Genomic DNA, 15,354 nt, shown 5'->3' on the forward strand with positions numbered 1-15,354 from the left:
GCGGGGAGTCGAGATGAGTCGTAGTCGTCGCCAGTTTCTGGCCGACATGGCCAAGGGGGCTTGCGGTGTGAGCCTGCTTGGCGTGGGGCTCGGCGGCATGGCCCGCCAGCAGGTGCATGCAGTGCCGGCTCAGGCGCTGCGTCCCCCTGCCGCCCTCGACGAAGCTGAGTTCCTCGGCGCCTGCGTGCGCTGCGGACTCTGCGTCGAGGCGTGCCCCTACGACACCCTCAAGCTCGCCCGGCTGTTTGACCCTGTGACCACCGGCACCCCTTATTTCAAGGCGCGCGCCGTCCCGTGCGAGATGTGTGATGACATCCCTTGCGTGGTGGCCTGCCCGAGCGGGGCGCTGGATCAGCAGATGACCGATATCGATCAGGCGCGGATGGGGGTCGCAGTGCTCATCGATCACGAGACCTGCCTCAACTATCTCGGTTTGCGTTGCGATGTCTGTTATCGGGTCTGCCCGTTGATCGACAAGGCGATCACCCTGGAGCTGCAGCACAACCAGCGCACTGGCAAGCACGCTATGTTCTTGCCCACGGTGCACAGCGATATCTGTACCGGCTGTGGCAAGTGCGAGCATGCCTGCGTACTGGAAGAGGCAGCCATCAAGGTGGTGCCCCGTCAGCTCGCCAAGGGGGAGCTGGGTCATCACTACCGGCTTGGCTGGGAAGAGAAGGCGAAGGCGGGCAAGTCGCTCATTGGCGACAGGCTCACTCTGCCAACCCGTAAACCGGAGGGACTATGAGTCGTTATCCGGGGGCCGAGGCGCGCATCAAGCTGGGGTGGTGGCGTTCCCACCGTTTCCTGCTGCTGCGCAGGCTCAGTCAGTTCGGTGTGCTCGCATTGTTCCTGCTGGGGCCGCTGGCGGGTGTCTGGATCCTCAAGGGCAACCTCTCCAGCTCGCTGTTGCTGGAGACGGTGCCGCTCACCGATCCGCTGACCCTGCTGCAATCGGTGGTCGCAGGCCATTGGCCCATCTCCACCCTCTGGCTGGGGGCAGCCATCGTGCTGGTCGGTTACTGGCTGGTCGGGGGGCGGGTGTTCTGCTCCTGGGTCTGTCCGGTCAACCTCATCACGGATGCGGCGGCCTGGCTCAGGGGGCGGCTTGGCCTCAAGGGCAACGGTCAGTTCAGCCGTGCTACCCGTTACTGGCTGCTGGCTATGGCGCTGGTGGCACCGGCGGTGACAGGCGTGCTGGTGTGGGAACTGGTCAACCCGGTGTCGCTCGCCATGCGCGGTCTGCTGTTTGGCATGGGGGCGGGCTGGGCTCTGCTGGTGGTGCTGTTCCTGTTCGATCTCTTCGTGGTTGAGCGGGGCTGGTGTGGTCATCTCTGTCCGGTGGGGGCCTTCTATGCCCTGCTCAACCGGGTCGGATTCATCAAGATTTCTGCCAAGGGGCGCGAGCGGTGCAACAACTGCATGGATTGTTATGCGGTTTGCCCGGAGCGTCCGATCCTGCGCGGCCCCGTTCACGGTGCCAAGCGCGGTCACGGGCCCTTGATTGCGGCTCAGGAGTGTACCAACTGTGGCCGCTGCATCGATGTTTGCGCGGAACAAGTTTTTGAAATCACTGTAGGTTTTGCCATCAAGGCAGAAAAAACGTCGGAGAACACATAATGAAAAAGCTGATTGGAGCAATGCTGGCCTGTCTGATGGCGGGTTCCCTGATGGCGGCTGTCCCCGAGATCACCAACAGCACCGGTGGGCTCAAGTCCGAGCGGGGCGCCACAGATCTGGTGACCGATGCCAATGCCGCCCCCATGAAGAATTTCCGCAAGGATGGCGAGCCCTATGATCGCCAGTACATGCATCAGCCGCCGCTGATCCCCCACGATATCCGCAACTACGAGGTGGATACCAAGGTCAACAAGTGCCTGGCTTGTCACAGCTTCAAGAATGCCAGTGCCATGAAGGCCCCCAAAATAAGCCCGACCCACTTCGAAACCCGCGATGGCATGACCCTGGGCGAAGTGTCGCCGCGTCGCTACTTCTGCCTGCAGTGCCACGTGCCGCAAGCGGATGCCAAGCCGCTGGTGGGGAATACGTTCAAACCGGTTGAAGCGCTGAACTGAGGAATCCATAGATGAAATTACCCGGCTTTATCCAGCGTCTGTGGATCACCTTCAAGTCCCCCTCCAAGGCGGCCCTCTGGGTGCTGTTGCTGATGGGCTTCTTTGGCGGCGTTATCTTCTGGGGCGGTTTCAACACCGCCATGGAGGCTTCCAACACCGAAGCCTTCTGTACCAGCTGTCACGAGATGAAGGACAACGTGTTCGAGGAGTATCGCGACACCATCCACTACTCCAACCGCTCCGGGGTGCGCGCCAGCTGCCCTGATTGCCACGTACCGCATGAGTGGACCTACAAGATCATCCGCAAGGTGCAGGCTTCCAAGGAGCTGTGGGGCATGATCACCGGTAAGGTGGACACCCGCGAGAAGTTCGAGAGTCACCGCCGCGAGATGGCGGAGCGGGAGTGGCAGCGGATGAAAGAGACCGATTCGCGCGAGTGCCGCAACTGCCACAACTTCGAGTACATGGACTTCTCCCTGCAGGGGCAGCGTGCCGCCAAGATGCACTCGGCCAACCTCGGCAAGGAGGGGCAGGCCACCTGCATCGACTGTCACAAGGGGATTGCGCACCAGCTACCCGACATGACCGGGGTGAAAGGGTTCTAACCAAGCAGTTCAGGCCGGGGCAACCCGGCCTGTGTTTTTGGGCGTGCCGCAACAACTCGGCATATCTGGGACAAGCATCAGATTTGTGAGTCTTTTAAATCCCATATCTCGTGAAACCTTTGATAGAATCAGCCCGCCGTCAAACGCTTGAGCAAGTAGTCCACTCTGTCCACACCGGTTCTGGTGGTGGCGGATGGCCTCTCATACTCTCTTCTCTTCCTGCCTTGTTGACGGCCCATAGCCACAAGGAGCTGCCCGATGGGACAGAAAAACAACGCATTCATTCCCCTCAAGATCGCCGTGCTGACGGTTTCCGACAGCCGCACCGCCGCCGATGACAGCTCGGGGGACTATCTGGTCTCCGCCCTGACTGAAACGGGCCATCAGCTGGCCGATCGCGCGCTCTGCCCCGACAACCTGTTTCGTATCCGCGCTCAGGTAAGCGACTGGATCGCCGATGAGGGGGTGCAGGTGGTGCTGGTCAACGGCGGTACCGGCTTCAACGAGCAGAACCGGGTGCCAGAAGCGGTCGGCGTGCTGTTCGAGCGCACCGTACAGGGTTTTGGCGAACTGTTCCGCCAGCTCTCCTTTGCCGAAATCAAGGGTTCCGCCATGCAGAGTCGCGCGCTGGCGGGCCTGGCCAATCGCACCCTGATCTGCTGCCTGCCCGGCTCCACCGGCGCCTGTCAGCTGGGGTGGGAGAAGCTTATCCGCGATCAGCTTGATGCCCGCACCAAGCCGTGCAACTTTGTCTCCCATCTTTGAGGGCAAGTGATGAACCAGAACCATTCCAACCTGACTCATCTCAACCAGAGCGGCGAAGCCCACATGGTGGATGTGACTGACAAGCAGGTGACCGAGCGTGAAGCTCGCGCCGAGGCGTTTGTCGCCATGGCGCCGGAAACGCTGGCCCTGATCCTGAGCGGCAAGCACCACAAGGGCGACGTGTTCGCCACTGCCCGTATCGCCGGCATCATGGCGGCCAAGAAGACCGCGGATCTCATTCCCCTCTGTCACCCGCTGGCATTGACCCGGGTCGAGGTGGAGATAGTGCCGCTGGCCGAGCAGAACCGGGTACATATTCGCACCCTCTGCAAGCTCTCCGGCAAGACCGGGGTGGAGATGGAGGCGCTGACCGCTGCGTCGGTAGCGGCGCTGACCATCTACGACATGTGCAAGGCGGTGCAAAAAGACATGGTGATCGAACAGGTTCGTCTGGTAGAGAAAAAAGGCGGCAAGTCCGGCCATTTTCAGTTGGGGTCAAATAGCGGGGAGCAAGCATGATCAAGGTACTCTTTTTTGCGCAAGTAAGAGAGCTGGTGGCCTGCGACGAGCTGAGCCTGCCTTGCGACTACGCCACTGCCGAGCAGCTGCGTGCAGCCCTGTCTGAGCGCGGCGACAAGTGGGCGTTGGCGCTGGAAGCAGGCAAGCTCTTGGTTGCGGTCAACCAGACTTTGGTGCCCCTCGAGACGCCCATCACCGATGGCGATGAGGTCGCTTTCTTCCCTCCGGTTACCGGAGGTTGATGATGAGTGAAATAATGACCGTGGATCGCACCACTGAGCTGTGTGGTGGCGATGAGGTGGCCTTCTTCCCTGCCCCTCCAGTAACGACCGGAGGTGAAGGATGAGCAACGCAACCATGACGGATCGCATTCTGGTACAGCGGGAGGATTTCTCGCTGGCTGACGAATATGCCCGCCTTGCCACCCGGCAGGACACCGGCGCCGTGGTCAGCTTTGTCGGCAAGGTGCGCGACTTCAATCAGGGGGAGCACGTGAAGGGGCTGGCCCTAGAGCACTACCCCGGCATGACCGAGAAGGCGCTGGCCGCCATTGTGCAGGAGGCGCGCGAGCGCTGGCCACTGCAGGAGTGCACCCTGATTCACCGTATTGGTGAGCTGCTGCTCGGTGATCAAATTGTGCTGGTGGTGGTGAGCAGCGCTCACCGCGAAGCGGCCTTCGAGGCCTGCCACTTCATCATGGATTTCTTGAAAACCCGGGCGCCGTTCTGGAAAAAAGAGCTGACTGCCGAAGGGGTACAACGCTGGGTCGAGGCCAAGGAGAGCGACAACACTGCCGCCGCCCGCTGGCAAGCTTGACCTGTTTGAGGGGCGCAGGTTCATCGGGAGCCGTGGCCCTGTTTTGGGGAGTAACAAAAGTTGCCCCAGTCAGGAGGTAAAGGAATGAAACTGCTGTTATCCGTAGTCATCGCCGGGGTCTGCGCCAGTGCGCAGCACGTCGGTGCCGTGCAGGCCGACGAGGTCAAGGTGGCCGTGGCCGCCAACTTCAAGGGCACCATAGAGCGTATCGGCAAGGAGTTTACCGCCAAAACCGGCCACACCCTGGCCATCTCCTCCGCCGCGACCGGGGTGCTCTACACCCAGATCAGTCACGGCGCCCCGTTCGATCTCTTCCTCTCCGCCGATGTGAAAACCCCGCAGAAGCTGGAGCAGGAGGGCAAGGGGAGCGAGCGTTTCACCTATGCCATCGGCCAGCTGGGGCTATGGAAGAAGGGAGGGCCTGCACCTGACGAGGCAACTCTGCGCAATTGGAAGGGCAACCTTGCCATCGCCAACCCGAAAACCGCGCCCTACGGCACCGCTGCCATGGCGGCCCTCGACCATCTCAAGATCGATCCCAAGCAGTATCGCCTGCTGACCGGCACCAACATCGGCCAGACCTGGCAGTTCGTCGACACTGGCAACGCCGAGCTGGGCTTCGTCGCCTGGGCCAACCTGGTGGAAGCGGGCAAGACCGGCGAAGCCTGGGCCGTACCGGCTGACCTCTATCCCCCCATCGAACAGCAGGGGCTGGTATTGAAGAAAGGGGCCGCGGTCGAGGCGCTGGTGACCTGGCTCAAGGGGCCTGGTCAGGCACAGATCAAGGCTGCGGGCTATGCACTGCCGCAGTGATGGCATGGCAGATCTGCTAACGGCGGGCTGGCCTTCGGGTCGGCCCGCCTGTGCAATGAAGACACACTCTCCATGGTTGTCGGCATCTACCCGGGAGGAAGGCGATGAGTGAAGGGGATCTGCTGGCGGTCTGGCTCACCCTGAAGCTGGCAGCCAGCACCACTGTCATCCTGTTGCTGCTCTCGCCGCCGCTGGCCTGGTGGCTGTCGCGTAGCCAGCACCGGCTCAGACCCGTGGTGGAGGCCCTGGTGGCCCTGCCGCTGGTGCTGCCGCCAACGGTGCTCGGTTTCTATCTGTTGCTGGCCTTCTCCCCCTCCTATGGGCTGGGAGCCTGGTGGCGCGACACCTTCGGGGCGCCGCTCGCGTTCAGTTTTACCGGTCTGCTGCTCGCCTCCATCCTCTACTCGCTTCCCTTCGTGGTGCAGCCGCTCACCTCCGCCTTCGTCAACATGGGCAACAAGGAGCTGGAGGCCGCCGCCACTCTGGGGTTCGGCCCGGTTGAGCGCTTCTTGCACATCATCTTGCCGATGACGCTGCCCAGCTTTGTGATGGCGGCGGCGCTCGGCTTTGCCCACACCCTGGGGGAGTTCGGGGTGGTGCTGATGATTGGCGGCAATATCCCCGGCGAAACCCAGGTACTCTCCATCGCCCTGTTTGATCATGTGGAGGCGATGGATTACCAAAATGCCCATATTCTGGCGGGCGGCCTGATGGGCTTCTCGCTGGTGATGCTGGTGCTGGTGTACGGCGTGCTGCAGCGCCGGCAACGGAGGCTGTTCGGATGAGTGAAATCCTCACGACACATCCGCTGCTGCTAAAAGTGCAACGTGGGTTCGGCGCCTTTACTCTCGATTGCGAGCTGGCGCTGGAGCTTGGGGGCATCCTCGGTCTGTTCGGCCCCTCCGGCTGCGGCAAGAGCAGCTTGCTGCGCATCATCGCCGGGCTGGACCGCGCACCGGGCGACACCTTGAACTGGCAGGGCAGGGGGTTGAGCGATCTGCTGCCCGAGGCGCGCCGCATCGGTCTGGTGTTTCAGGATTCGCGCCTCTTCCCCCATCTGACGGTGCTCGGCAATCTGCAACTGGCGGCCCGCAAGGGGCGAGGACGCTGGCAGCCCGAGGCGCTGGCGACTCGGCTCGGCTTTACCGAACTGCTGGCCCAGCCTGCTCACGGCCTCTCCGGTGGCCAGCGCCAGCGGGTGGCGCTGGCCCGGGCTCTGCTGGCCGAACCGGATCTGCTGCTACTGGATGAACCTTTTTCTGCGCTGGACAGACGCAGTCGCATCCATCAGGCCCACGTGCTCAAGGGGTTGCAGCAGGAGAGCGGCATCCCGATGATCTTCGTCAGCCACGCCATGGAGGAGGTGAGCCTGCTCTGCGATCAGCTGGTGCTGCTGGCGGATGGCCGGGTGGAGGCGCAAGGTCGACCGAGCGAGATCTTCGCCCGTACCGACCTTTCGCTCGCCAGTCGCGACGATGCAGGGGTGATGCTGACGGCGACCCTCTCTCACTACGATAATGACGAGCAGATGGCGACTCTGCAGCTTGGTGAGCAACAGTTGCGCGTCACCATGACTCATGTGCCGGACGAGGGGGGGCCCCTGCAGATCAAGGTGGCCGGGCGGGACGTGGTGATTGCCACGTCCCCCATCGAGCACTCCAGTCTCTCCAACTGCCTCACCACCCGATTGCTGGCTGAACGCGAGGTACGCCCTGGCCAGACCCTGTTGCAGTTGGCGCTGGGTCAGCAGATACTGCTGGCCCGGATCACCAGCCGCTCCGCCAGACGGCTGGCGCTCGCCCCGAACCAGCAGATCTACGCCTACATCAAGGCGGTGAGTCTGGTCAGCGAGGGCTGAGCGGGATATATCTGGTTGAAGCATAAAAAACGAACAGCAGGATGGTTCAGCGGATGAGTCGAGAGGCAATGAACTGATGCGCCGCAATCAGGTGATGAAATCCAACGGTCTTGCCCTGCGCAGTGCGGGGGAGGGCCCTTTGTTGTTGCTGCTGCACGGGCTGGGTTCCTCCAGCCTCGACTGGCAGGCACAAATAGAGCATTTTTCCGAGCACTACCGGGTGGTGGCGCTCGACCTGCGTGGCCACGGCCAGAGCATGCAGGAGGGGCCGTTCGACGTGGCCACTCTGGCGGCAGATGTAGTGCGCTGGCTTGATGAGCAATCCGGCCCCGCCTGGGTGGTAGGGTTGTCGCTCGGGGCTATGGTGGCGCTGGAGCTGGCGCTGCAACTGCCGCACAAGGTGCAGGGGCTGGTGCTGGTCAACGGCTTTAGCGAATTTCTGCTGGAGACTCCCAAAGAGCAGGAGCGGCTTGCCCAGCGCCTCAAGTGGCTGCGCTGGTTTGGCATGCGTCCGCTCGCCTGGTGGCTCGGCCGCGAGCTCTTTCCCGGCCCCGAGCTGGCTCAGGTACGTCACACCTTCCGGCTGCGTTTTGTGCGCAATAAAAAGAAAACCTACAAGGCACTGCTGGAAGCGCTGCCCGGCTGGTCGGTACGCGCCCGGCTCGGCAACATCTGGCAGCCGGTGGCCATTATCTCCACCAGTCACGACTATCTGCCGCTCGCCAAACGGGTGGAACAGTTCGCCTCCCTGCCCAACGCCACCATCCACACTCCCGAGGGTCACCACGCCTGGCCAGCGGAAGACCCCTCCGGTTTCAATCATTTGCTTCACCGGATTTTAGAAACTCATTAAACTTGTCGCCTTTCAACTCCGTGTATGTAGTGGTCCGATCGCCTTGCCAGTGGCAGTTGGCAAGGCAATCGGACCAATTTTGCTCTATCAACAGGTGCTTCCTCATGTCTGAAGTAATGAAAATGGCCATCGATGATGGCTCGACCAACGTCAAGGTGAGCTGGATTGAGAACAAGGTGCTCAAGACCATCATCTCTCCCAACTCTTTTCGCAAGGACTGGAAGAGCGCCGCATTGCGCAAAGACAAGAAGATCTACAACTACGAGATAGGCAATACCAAGTACACCTATGATGCGACGTCGGACAAATCGCTGGCGACCACTCATGTTGAGTACCAGTATGACGATCTCAACCTGCTCTCCGTGCACCATGCCCTGCTGCAAACCGGCGTAACTCCTTGTGACGTAGCCATTACTGTTACCCTGCCCATCACCGAGTTCTATCACCCGGATGACTGCCAGCGTAACGAAGAGAAGATCGAGAAGAAGCGTCGCAACCTGATGCGTGCCATCACCCTCAACAAGGGTGAGCTGTTCAACATCGTCAGCGTGGAGGTGATGCCGGAGAGCCTGCCAGCAGCGCTCTCCCGTCTGGTCGGTTCTGGTTGCAACGAATTTACCAAGACGCTGGTGATCGACTGCGGTGGCACCACCCTGGACATGGGGATCATCGTTGGCGAGTTTGACGATGTCTCCGATGTCTACGGCAACAACGAGATCGGCGTCTCCATGGTGACCGACGCCACCCGCAAGGCGCTGGCGGCAGCAGACAGCGATTCGAGCTATCTGGTGGCCAACGAGTTCATCAAGCGTCGTCACGACATGAGTTTCGTGCGCGAGGTGGTCAATGACGAGAGCCAGATCCCGCGCATCCTCGAGAAGATGCAGAACAAGATCGACGAACTGGGCTCCCAGGTTGCCCATGAAGCGAAGAAGTTTGCCAAGAACCCGAACCGCGTCTATCTGGTCGGCGGTGGTGCTTCCCTCATCCACGATGCCATTAAAGCGGCCTACCCGACCCTGGGTGACAGAGTCGAGCTGCTGGATGATGCCCAGTCCGCACTGGCCCGCGAAATCTGCCTCTACACCACCGAAGAGGATGAGGTCTATCGCGAAGCGCTCGTGATGGCCGAGGTCGGCGATGAGTAGTCAACTCAAGCGCATGTCCTTCTCCATCTATATGGATCCGGGGGCGCTGGAGTCTGATCGCTATGCGGTCGGGGTGTTGCAGAACTGGTATCAGCGGGCGCGCAAGATCCAGGATGGCAGCGAGGAGTTCGACTTCTCCAAGAGCCGTTTCCACAAGGATATCTATCTCTCGGGCATGTTCATGTATGTGCTGGCGCCCAACCTCTGCAAGGCGATTGCCAATGCACTGGGGCCGGAGCAGGTGAGCATGACCACCCTGCGCCATGCCTTTGCCAGCTGTGGCTTCCATCTGGGCGGAGAGGGCAACGAACGCCCCGCTACGGATGCCATGGTTGAGGAGATAGTGGCGCGACTGGCTCCGCGGCTGGAGCAGGCAGATAATGGTTCGCTGGCTGACGAGATCGTGAGTCGTCTTGGCCAGCAGGGAGGAGCCCCCTCTTCTGACCAGTTGGTGGAGGAGATAGTGAGCCGCCTTGGCGAGCAGCAGCCCACCGAGCTGTGGGATGAGCTGAGGCAAGGTCTGCCAACCCCTCTCGATCATGATCAGCTGGCTGAAGCGATTGCGGGCAAGTTGCCATCAACTGCAGGCGAGCAGGATCTGGCGCCGCTGCAGAGCAGCATCCAGTTGCTATCCCGTCAGCTGGAAGAGCAATCGCGTCTGATCCGCGAGCAGCACAGATTGATCCAGCGGCTGGCCAGTGCGCCAGTGCGACAGGGGAGTGATGGCGCTGAGGCTGAGCCCATAGTGGAAGATCTGTCAGCTCAAGTCGCCAACATCAAACGAGTCAAGGCCAAGGGTATTTTCTGACGGCACTTGACGTAAAAAACAATGCAAAAAGCCGACCCGTGGGGTCGGCTTTTTATTGGCTGCAACTGAGCTCCTCGCTATGCATGAGTTGCCGTGCTTACGGATGTGAGCAGACCGGGCAGTCGGGGCGCTTGGGCAGCTTCATCTCGCGGAAGGTGCCGCCAAGGCCGTCGATCATCAGCAGGCGGCCGCTGTAGCTTTTGCCCATGCTTGCCAAGAGCTTGATAGCTTCCAGTGCTTGCAGGCTGCCCACCAATCCCACCACGGGGGCGAGCACTCCCGCCTCGACGCAGGTGAGGGCCTGCTCGCCAAACAGGGCGCTGAGGCAGGCGTAGCAGGGTTCATCTTCCTGCCAGGTGAAGCTGCATAGCTGCCCCTCCAGCCGGATGGCGGCGCCACTGACCAACGGTACCCTGTGCTGGCGTGCCTTTTGATTCAGCAGGTTGCGAATGGCCAGGTTGTCGGTGCAGTCGAGTACCAGCTGATGCCGTGGCAGCAGGCTATCGAGCAGCGCCTCGTCGGCCACGGCAGCGTGGGTCTCGACATTGATCCAGGGGTTAAGGGCGCGCAGCGACTGGGCGGCAGAGTCTACTTTGTAGTGACCGATGCGATCATCGTTGTGCAGCACCTGACGCTGCAGGTTGGAGAGCTCCACCTTGTCGAAATCGACCAGGGTGAGCTGGCCAACCCCGGCCACCGCCAGATACTGGCTGGCGGCGCAGCCAAGGCCACCGGCACCGATCACCAGCACACGGGCCTGTTTGAGCGCCTCCTGCCCCTCGAAATCGAAGGATTTGAGGATGATCTGGCGGTTGTAGCGCAGCAGTTCGGCGTCGCTCAGGATCTCGCTCACAGCAGCAATCCCCCGAAGGGTTCGACGGTGACGGTTTCACCCATAGCGACGCGGCCCCGCTCGCGCTCAAGAATGATGTAGCAGTTGGCCCGTGACAGGGAGCTGAACACGGCGGAGTCTTGCGAGCCGGTGCTGCGCACTTCGAGGCCATTTGGTCCCTGACTGAGGATGCCGCGCTGGAAGTCGAGTCGGCCCGGACTCTTCTTGAGTTGCTCGGTGGTGACGGCCTGCAGCTGAAGCGGGCGCTCGAAGCGTTGGCCAGCCAGCTTGGCCAGCGCCGGTTGCACCAGCTGATCGAAGGTGACCATGGCGGAGACCGGGTTGCCCGGCAGGCCGAAGAACCAGGCGCGGGGCAGGCGGCCGAAGGCAAATGGCTTGCCCGGCTTGATGGCCAGCTTCCAGAAGCCGATCTCGCCGAGCTCGTCCAGCAGCTGTTTGGTGAAGTCCGCTTCCCCTACCGAAACGCCGCCGGTGGTGATGAGCACATCGGCCTCTTCATCAGCGCGGATAAATGCGGCACGCAGCTGGGCGGGATCATCCGGGATGATGCCAAGGTCGAGGCAGTCGCAGCCCAGCCGCGCCAGCATGGCCCGCACGCCGTAGCGGTTGGAGTCGTAGATGTCGCCGTGAGCGAGGGGGGTGCCAACTGGCTTGAGCTCATCGCCGGTGCTGAAGATGGCCACTTTCAGCGGTCGGCGTACCGGCACGGTCGCGATGCCGAGGGAGGCCAGTAGCGGCATCTCGCGCGGGGTAAGGCGGGTGCCGGCTTGCAACACACAGGCCCCCTTGCCGATATCGCTGCCGGCGCGGCGGATATTCTGGCCCGGTTCGGGCTGTGCCAGAAAAGTGATCCGATCGCCGTCGGCCTGCGTTTCTTCCTGCATCACCACTGCATCTGTCCCTGCGGGAACCGGGGCGCCGGTCATGATCCGCACGCAGTGGCCGGCGGGCCACTCGCCCTGATAGGGCTGACCGGCAAAGGCTTTGCCCGCCATGATGAGCGGGATGCCAGCGGCGAGATCGGCCAACCGCACGGCGTAACCGTCCATGGCGGAGTTGTCGAACGGGGGCACGACGAGGGGAGAGGCGATGTCGCTGGCAAGGATCCGGCCAAGGGCCTGTGGCAGGGGCAGTTGCTCGCTGTCGCAACAGCAGGCGAGTTGCTCCAGCATTCCTTGCAGGGCATCGCTTAACGGCAGTAGTCCGCTGGTGTCAAATCCCATCGTCATGACCTCTTGTGATGATTGAGGGCGGGATTATCACAAAAATTGCCGGGGATGGGCAGCGGATGGGGCGGTAAAAGTCGGGCTATGGTCATAAAGTATGATGACGGACGCAAGTTGACTTGAATATTGGCGGCAATGGCCGTTTACTATGCCGCCTTACAATCATCAAGCTTGGGGTGGCCTGCGTGGCGGCCCCGACGTCCCTGAGCATGGGAGAGAAGAGAATGACAACACTGAGTCAGGAAGCCTTGCTGGTCAGGGCGGCCCTCGAGGCCCAGGGATTGGAAACCCCCCTGGTTGCCAACGAGCTGGACAGCCAGCAGAAGCGCGAAAAGATCGAAGGCCACATGCGTGCCATCATGGAGACGCTGGGGCTCGATCTGGCCGATGACAGTCTGGCTGAGACGCCGCACCGCATTGCCAAGATGTACGTCAACGAGATCTTCTCCGGCCTCGATTACGCCACCTTTCCCAAGGTGACGGTGATCGAGAACAAGATGCAGGTGGACGAGATGATCATGGTGCGGGACATCAGTCTCACCAGCACCTGCGAGCATCACTTCGTCACCATCGACGGGCTGGCCCATGTGGCCTACATCCCCCGTGGCAAGGTGATCGGGCTCTCCAAAATCAACCGTATCGTGCAGTTCTTTGCTCGCCGACCGCAGGTTCAGGAGCGACTGACCCAACAGATCCTGCTGGCACTGCAGACCCTGCTTGGCACCAAGGATGTGGCCATCAGCATCAAGGCGACCCACTACTGCGTCAAGGCGCGCGGGGTGATGGACTCAACCTCCTATACCACCACCACCTCCCTCGGTGGCGTCTTCAAGACCCAGCCCGATACCCGCGCCGAGTTTCTCTCCGGCCTGAAGAGCTGACAGGCAAGGAGACATGGTGTCGCAGCACCGTGTCTTCTTGATATTTCTCTCAATTTTTCCTGCTCGTAGCCCGTCAGTTTCATCGATAAATCTCCTCAAGGGATAGCCCCTCCCGGTCGATATAAGTCGCCATGGCTTGTCTGGCTCTCCCGGAGAGTGCAAGCAAGCCAGCAAGGTGCCTCCTTTCGCTGGCTTTTTGGCCAAAATAGCCTGCCGCTACTGCTGCCGTGGGCGGTCAGGCTGGCAGCATCTTGTTAACGCGTTCGCTTCGTTCAGGTAGGGACACAGATTGATCAAGGCTGAATGAGCCGCCATGGAGGTGGTGACAGCGAACCGTATCCATACGGTTCAGACGGGCGTTATCTGTTCACTCAAATCCAGGACATGCCATGAATACCATGACCATTGGCAAGAAACTCGCTGCCGGCTTCGCCATGCTCGGCCTGATGATGGCCTTCATCGGTGGCTTCTCGCTGCTGCAGTTTGGCAATATGAACCGGGCCGCCATCGGTTTTACCGACAGCATACTGCCCGCCGTGGTGCGCACCAGCACGCTGGGCGAGACCATCAACACCCTGCGCCGTTATGAACTGGATGTGTTTCTGGTAGCGGCTGATCCGCAGCAGAAGGCCCACTATCGCGATCTTGGCGAACAGAGCCTGCAAGAGGTCGCGCGGCAGGTAAAGGCGCACGATGCCACCATCTGGGCTGAGGACGTGGAAGAGCGCCGCACCTTCGACATCGTCAAACAGGAGTGGGACAAGTACGTGGCCCTGCACCAGCGTATCAGAGTGATGCAGGATGGCGGCCAGCTGGCCGAGGCCCAGCAGCTGTTCATGAGCGAGGGGGTCACCCTCTACACCAATCTGGCCAAGTCGGTGGCGGATCTGATCCGTATCAACCATGGCTACTCTGTTGGCTCCCGTGCTCAGGTGGTGGCGGCATTTGACAGCGCCAAGCTGAGCATCATCATTGCCCTGTTGCTGGGACTGGGGTTGGCGGCCGTGCTCTCTACCGTGCTGACCCGCCAGATCCGCGATCCCTTGGTGATGCTGGCCCGTCAGGCCCAGCGCATCGCAGGCGGGGCGCTTGGCAAGGGGGAGCTGCAAGAGTGGATCCGTGGCAATCGCTTCAAGCGTGACGAGTTGGGTCAGCTCGGCACCGCCATTGACCGCATGCAGGGCGCCCTTGCTGATCTGGTGAGCGAGATCGCCGGCTCGGTGAGTCAGCTCAGCAGCGCGGTGGAGGAGGTGAGCGCCATCTCCGATCAATCTGCCAGCGGCATGGCACGTCAGCAGAGCGAAGTCTCTCAGGTGGCGACTGCCATGAACGAGATGCAGTCCACGGTGAACGAGGTGGCCCGCAATACCACAGATGCCATGAGCGCCGCCAAGGATGCCTCCCGCACCTCGACCCAGGGCAATCAGGTGGTGCGCAGCGCCATCGGCAGCATCGAGGCGGTGTCGGTCAAGATTGAGGAGGCGGGCTCCGTAGTGCAGCAGCTGGAGCAGGACAGCACCAATATCAGCATGGTGCTGGACGTTATTCGCGGTATTGCCGAGCAGACCAATCTGCTGGCACTCAATGCAGCCATCGAGGCCGCCCGCGCCGGTGAGCAGGGTCGCGGCTTTGCCGTGGTGGCGGACGAGGTGCGTTCGCTGGCCCAGCGAACCCAGAACTCCACTGCCGAGATCAGCAAGATGATCGAGGTGCTGCAGGCGCGCACTGCCGAGGCGGGCAGCGCCATGCAGCTGAGCCGTCAGCAGATGCAGGAGAGCGTGGGGCTGGCACGGGAAGCGGGGCACAGCATCGATACCATCAACGGTGCCGTGGTGCACATCACCGACATGAATACCCTGATTGCTACCGCTACCGAGGAGCAGAATGCGGTGACTGAGGAGCTCAACCGCAGCATCGTCAACATCCATAACGCGGCTGATGAGAATGCCCAGGGGGCGCAGCAGATCGCTCAGGCCTGCATCGAGCTGAGCAAACTGGCCACCTCGCTGCACCATATGACCCAGCGCTTTACCCTCTAAGAGCGTTTGGCAGATAGCAAAAGGCCCCGTCCAGTGACGGGGCCTTGTTGTTTCTGGCTGGTTTGTTGATCGTAGGGTCGATTAGCGCAGCGTAA

The 15,354-nt window shown here is 61.4% G+C and carries 18 protein-coding genes; 16 read left to right on the plus strand and 2 right to left on the minus strand.

Annotation, left to right across the window (positions count from 1 at the left end):
- Positions 1–13 precede the first annotated feature (13 nt).
- The 14 genes from napG (at position 14) to BS300_RS04050 (ending at position 10,260) form a co-directional block, all read left to right on the plus strand.
- Complete coding sequence (gene napG, locus BS300_RS03985; protein ID WP_071910923.1) at positions 14–748, plus strand: ferredoxin-type protein NapG; 735 nt, start codon at positions 14–16, stop codon at positions 746–748.
- Positions 745–1,620 (plus strand): quinol dehydrogenase ferredoxin subunit NapH, encoded by an 876-nt coding sequence (gene napH / locus BS300_RS03990; protein ID WP_071910926.1) that lies wholly within the window; start codon positions 745–747, stop codon positions 1,618–1,620. The genes napG and napH overlap by 4 nt, the downstream gene beginning before the upstream one ends.
- The gene (locus tag BS300_RS03995) at positions 1,620–2,075 is read left to right on the plus strand and encodes a nitrate reductase cytochrome c-type subunit (protein ID WP_033114992.1); all 456 of its coding nucleotides are present in this window, start codon (positions 1,620–1,622) and stop codon (positions 2,073–2,075) included. Before napH ends, BS300_RS03995 begins: the two co-directional genes overlap by 1 nt.
- Positions 2,076–2,086: 11 nt before the next feature.
- On the plus strand, positions 2,087–2,680 hold the full coding sequence (locus BS300_RS04000) for a cytochrome c3 family protein (protein WP_042031377.1): 594 nt from the start codon (positions 2,087–2,089) through the stop codon (positions 2,678–2,680).
- Positions 2,681–2,938: 258 nt separating this feature from the next.
- The gene (moaB, locus tag BS300_RS04005; RefSeq protein WP_041208733.1) at positions 2,939–3,445 is read left to right on the plus strand and encodes a molybdenum cofactor biosynthesis protein B; all 507 of its coding nucleotides are present in this window, start codon (positions 2,939–2,941) and stop codon (positions 3,443–3,445) included.
- 9 nt (positions 3,446–3,454) lie between these two features.
- Positions 3,455–3,964, plus strand: a complete 510-nt coding sequence (moaC, locus tag BS300_RS04010; RefSeq protein WP_071910928.1) for a cyclic pyranopterin monophosphate synthase MoaC — start codon at positions 3,455–3,457, stop codon at positions 3,962–3,964.
- On the plus strand, positions 3,961–4,206 hold the full coding sequence (gene moaD, locus BS300_RS04015; protein ID WP_071910930.1) for a molybdopterin synthase sulfur carrier subunit: 246 nt from the start codon (positions 3,961–3,963) through the stop codon (positions 4,204–4,206). The genes moaC and moaD overlap by 4 nt, the downstream gene beginning before the upstream one ends.
- Before the next feature lie 100 nt (positions 4,207–4,306).
- Complete coding sequence (moaE, locus tag BS300_RS04020) at positions 4,307–4,780, plus strand: molybdopterin synthase catalytic subunit MoaE (protein WP_071910932.1); 474 nt, start codon at positions 4,307–4,309, stop codon at positions 4,778–4,780.
- Between the two features lie 84 nt (positions 4,781–4,864).
- Entirely contained in the window at positions 4,865–5,593 is a 729-nt protein-coding gene (gene modA / locus BS300_RS04025) for a molybdate ABC transporter substrate-binding protein (RefSeq protein WP_071910935.1), read from the plus strand.
- 104 nt (positions 5,594–5,697) lie between these two features.
- Positions 5,698–6,378 carry a molybdate ABC transporter permease subunit gene (gene modB, locus BS300_RS04030; protein WP_071910937.1) on the plus strand — a complete coding sequence of 227 codons (681 nt, stop codon included), beginning with the start codon at positions 5,698–5,700 and terminating at the stop codon, positions 6,376–6,378.
- Positions 6,375–7,451 carry a molybdenum ABC transporter ATP-binding protein gene (gene modC, locus BS300_RS04035; RefSeq protein WP_071910939.1) on the plus strand — a complete coding sequence of 359 codons (1,077 nt, stop codon included), beginning with the start codon at positions 6,375–6,377 and terminating at the stop codon, positions 7,449–7,451. Before modB ends, modC begins: the two co-directional genes overlap by 4 nt.
- Before the next feature lie 76 nt (positions 7,452–7,527).
- A complete protein-coding gene (locus tag BS300_RS04040; protein WP_043851238.1) occupies positions 7,528–8,304 on the plus strand; it encodes an alpha/beta fold hydrolase in 777 nt (258 codons plus the stop codon).
- Positions 8,305–8,408: 104 nt separating this feature from the next.
- Positions 8,409–9,452, plus strand: a complete 1,044-nt coding sequence (parM, locus tag BS300_RS04045) for a plasmid segregation protein ParM domain-containing protein (protein WP_236662285.1) — start codon at positions 8,409–8,411, stop codon at positions 9,450–9,452.
- On the plus strand, positions 9,445–10,260 hold the full coding sequence (locus tag BS300_RS04050; protein ID WP_225628366.1) for a hypothetical protein: 816 nt from the start codon (positions 9,445–9,447) through the stop codon (positions 10,258–10,260). The genes parM and BS300_RS04050 overlap by 8 nt, the downstream gene beginning before the upstream one ends.
- A gap of 97 nt (positions 10,261–10,357) precedes the next feature.
- Here the strand turns inward: BS300_RS04050 and moeB are convergent, their stop codons facing one another.
- Positions 10,358–11,113, minus strand: a complete 756-nt coding sequence (gene moeB, locus BS300_RS04055) for a molybdopterin-synthase adenylyltransferase MoeB (RefSeq protein ID WP_071910941.1) — start codon at positions 11,111–11,113, stop codon at positions 10,358–10,360.
- Complete coding sequence (gene moeA / locus BS300_RS04060; RefSeq protein WP_071910943.1) at positions 11,110–12,336, minus strand: molybdopterin molybdotransferase MoeA; 1,227 nt, start codon at positions 12,334–12,336, stop codon at positions 11,110–11,112. The genes moeB and moeA overlap by 4 nt, the downstream gene beginning before the upstream one ends.
- Positions 12,337–12,563: 227 nt before the next feature.
- On the opposite strand from moeA, the gene folE reads away from it, so the two are divergent.
- Positions 12,564–13,220 (plus strand): GTP cyclohydrolase I FolE, encoded by a 657-nt coding sequence (gene folE / locus BS300_RS04065; RefSeq protein WP_071910945.1) that lies wholly within the window; start codon positions 12,564–12,566, stop codon positions 13,218–13,220.
- 389 nt (positions 13,221–13,609) lie between these two features.
- Positions 13,610–15,259: a methyl-accepting chemotaxis protein gene (locus BS300_RS04070; RefSeq protein WP_071910947.1), complete on the plus strand. Its 1,650-nt coding sequence runs from the start codon at positions 13,610–13,612 to the stop codon at positions 15,257–15,259.
- The last annotated feature ends 95 nt before the right edge of the window (positions 15,260–15,354 follow it).

The organism is Aeromonas sp. SCS5 (genome assembly GCF_001887375.1).
GTDB lineage: Bacteria > Pseudomonadota > Gammaproteobacteria > Enterobacterales > Aeromonadaceae > Aeromonas > Aeromonas jandaei.

Bases quoted from the DNA above. Each gene is read 5' to 3' on its own strand.
- napH (WP_071910926.1), top strand. From the start codon at position 745: ATGAGTCGTTATCCGGGGGCCGAGGCGCGCATCAAGCTGGGGTGGTGG.
- BS300_RS04040 (WP_043851238.1), top strand. From the start codon at position 7,528: ATGCGCCGCAATCAGGTGATGAAATCCAACGGTCTTGCCCTGCGCAGT.
- modA (WP_071910935.1), top strand. From the start codon at position 4,865: ATGAAACTGCTGTTATCCGTAGTCATCGCCGGGGTCTGCGCCAGTGCG.
- modC (WP_071910939.1), top strand. From the start codon at position 6,375: ATGAGTGAAATCCTCACGACACATCCGCTGCTGCTAAAAGTGCAACGT.
- BS300_RS04070 (WP_071910947.1), top strand. From the start codon at position 13,610: ATGAATACCATGACCATTGGCAAGAAACTCGCTGCCGGCTTCGCCATG.
- BS300_RS04050 (WP_225628366.1), top strand. From the start codon at position 9,445: ATGAGTAGTCAACTCAAGCGCATGTCCTTCTCCATCTATATGGATCCG.
- napG (WP_071910923.1), top strand. From the start codon at position 14: ATGAGTCGTAGTCGTCGCCAGTTTCTGGCCGACATGGCCAAGGGGGCT.
- folE (WP_071910945.1), top strand. From the start codon at position 12,564: ATGACAACACTGAGTCAGGAAGCCTTGCTGGTCAGGGCGGCCCTCGAG.
- moaD (WP_071910930.1), top strand. From the start codon at position 3,961: ATGATCAAGGTACTCTTTTTTGCGCAAGTAAGAGAGCTGGTGGCCTGC.
- modB (WP_071910937.1), top strand. From the start codon at position 5,698: ATGAGTGAAGGGGATCTGCTGGCGGTCTGGCTCACCCTGAAGCTGGCA.
- moaE (WP_071910932.1), top strand. From the start codon at position 4,307: ATGAGCAACGCAACCATGACGGATCGCATTCTGGTACAGCGGGAGGAT.
- moaC (WP_071910928.1), top strand. From the start codon at position 3,455: ATGAACCAGAACCATTCCAACCTGACTCATCTCAACCAGAGCGGCGAA.
- moeA (WP_071910943.1), bottom strand. From the start codon at position 12,336: ATGGGATTTGACACCAGCGGACTACTGCCGTTAAGCGATGCCCTGCAA.
- parM (WP_236662285.1), top strand. From the start codon at position 8,409: ATGTCTGAAGTAATGAAAATGGCCATCGATGATGGCTCGACCAACGTC.
- BS300_RS03995 (WP_033114992.1), top strand. From the start codon at position 1,620: ATGAAAAAGCTGATTGGAGCAATGCTGGCCTGTCTGATGGCGGGTTCC.
- moaB (WP_041208733.1), top strand. From the start codon at position 2,939: ATGGGACAGAAAAACAACGCATTCATTCCCCTCAAGATCGCCGTGCTG.
- BS300_RS04000 (WP_042031377.1), top strand. From the start codon at position 2,087: ATGAAATTACCCGGCTTTATCCAGCGTCTGTGGATCACCTTCAAGTCC.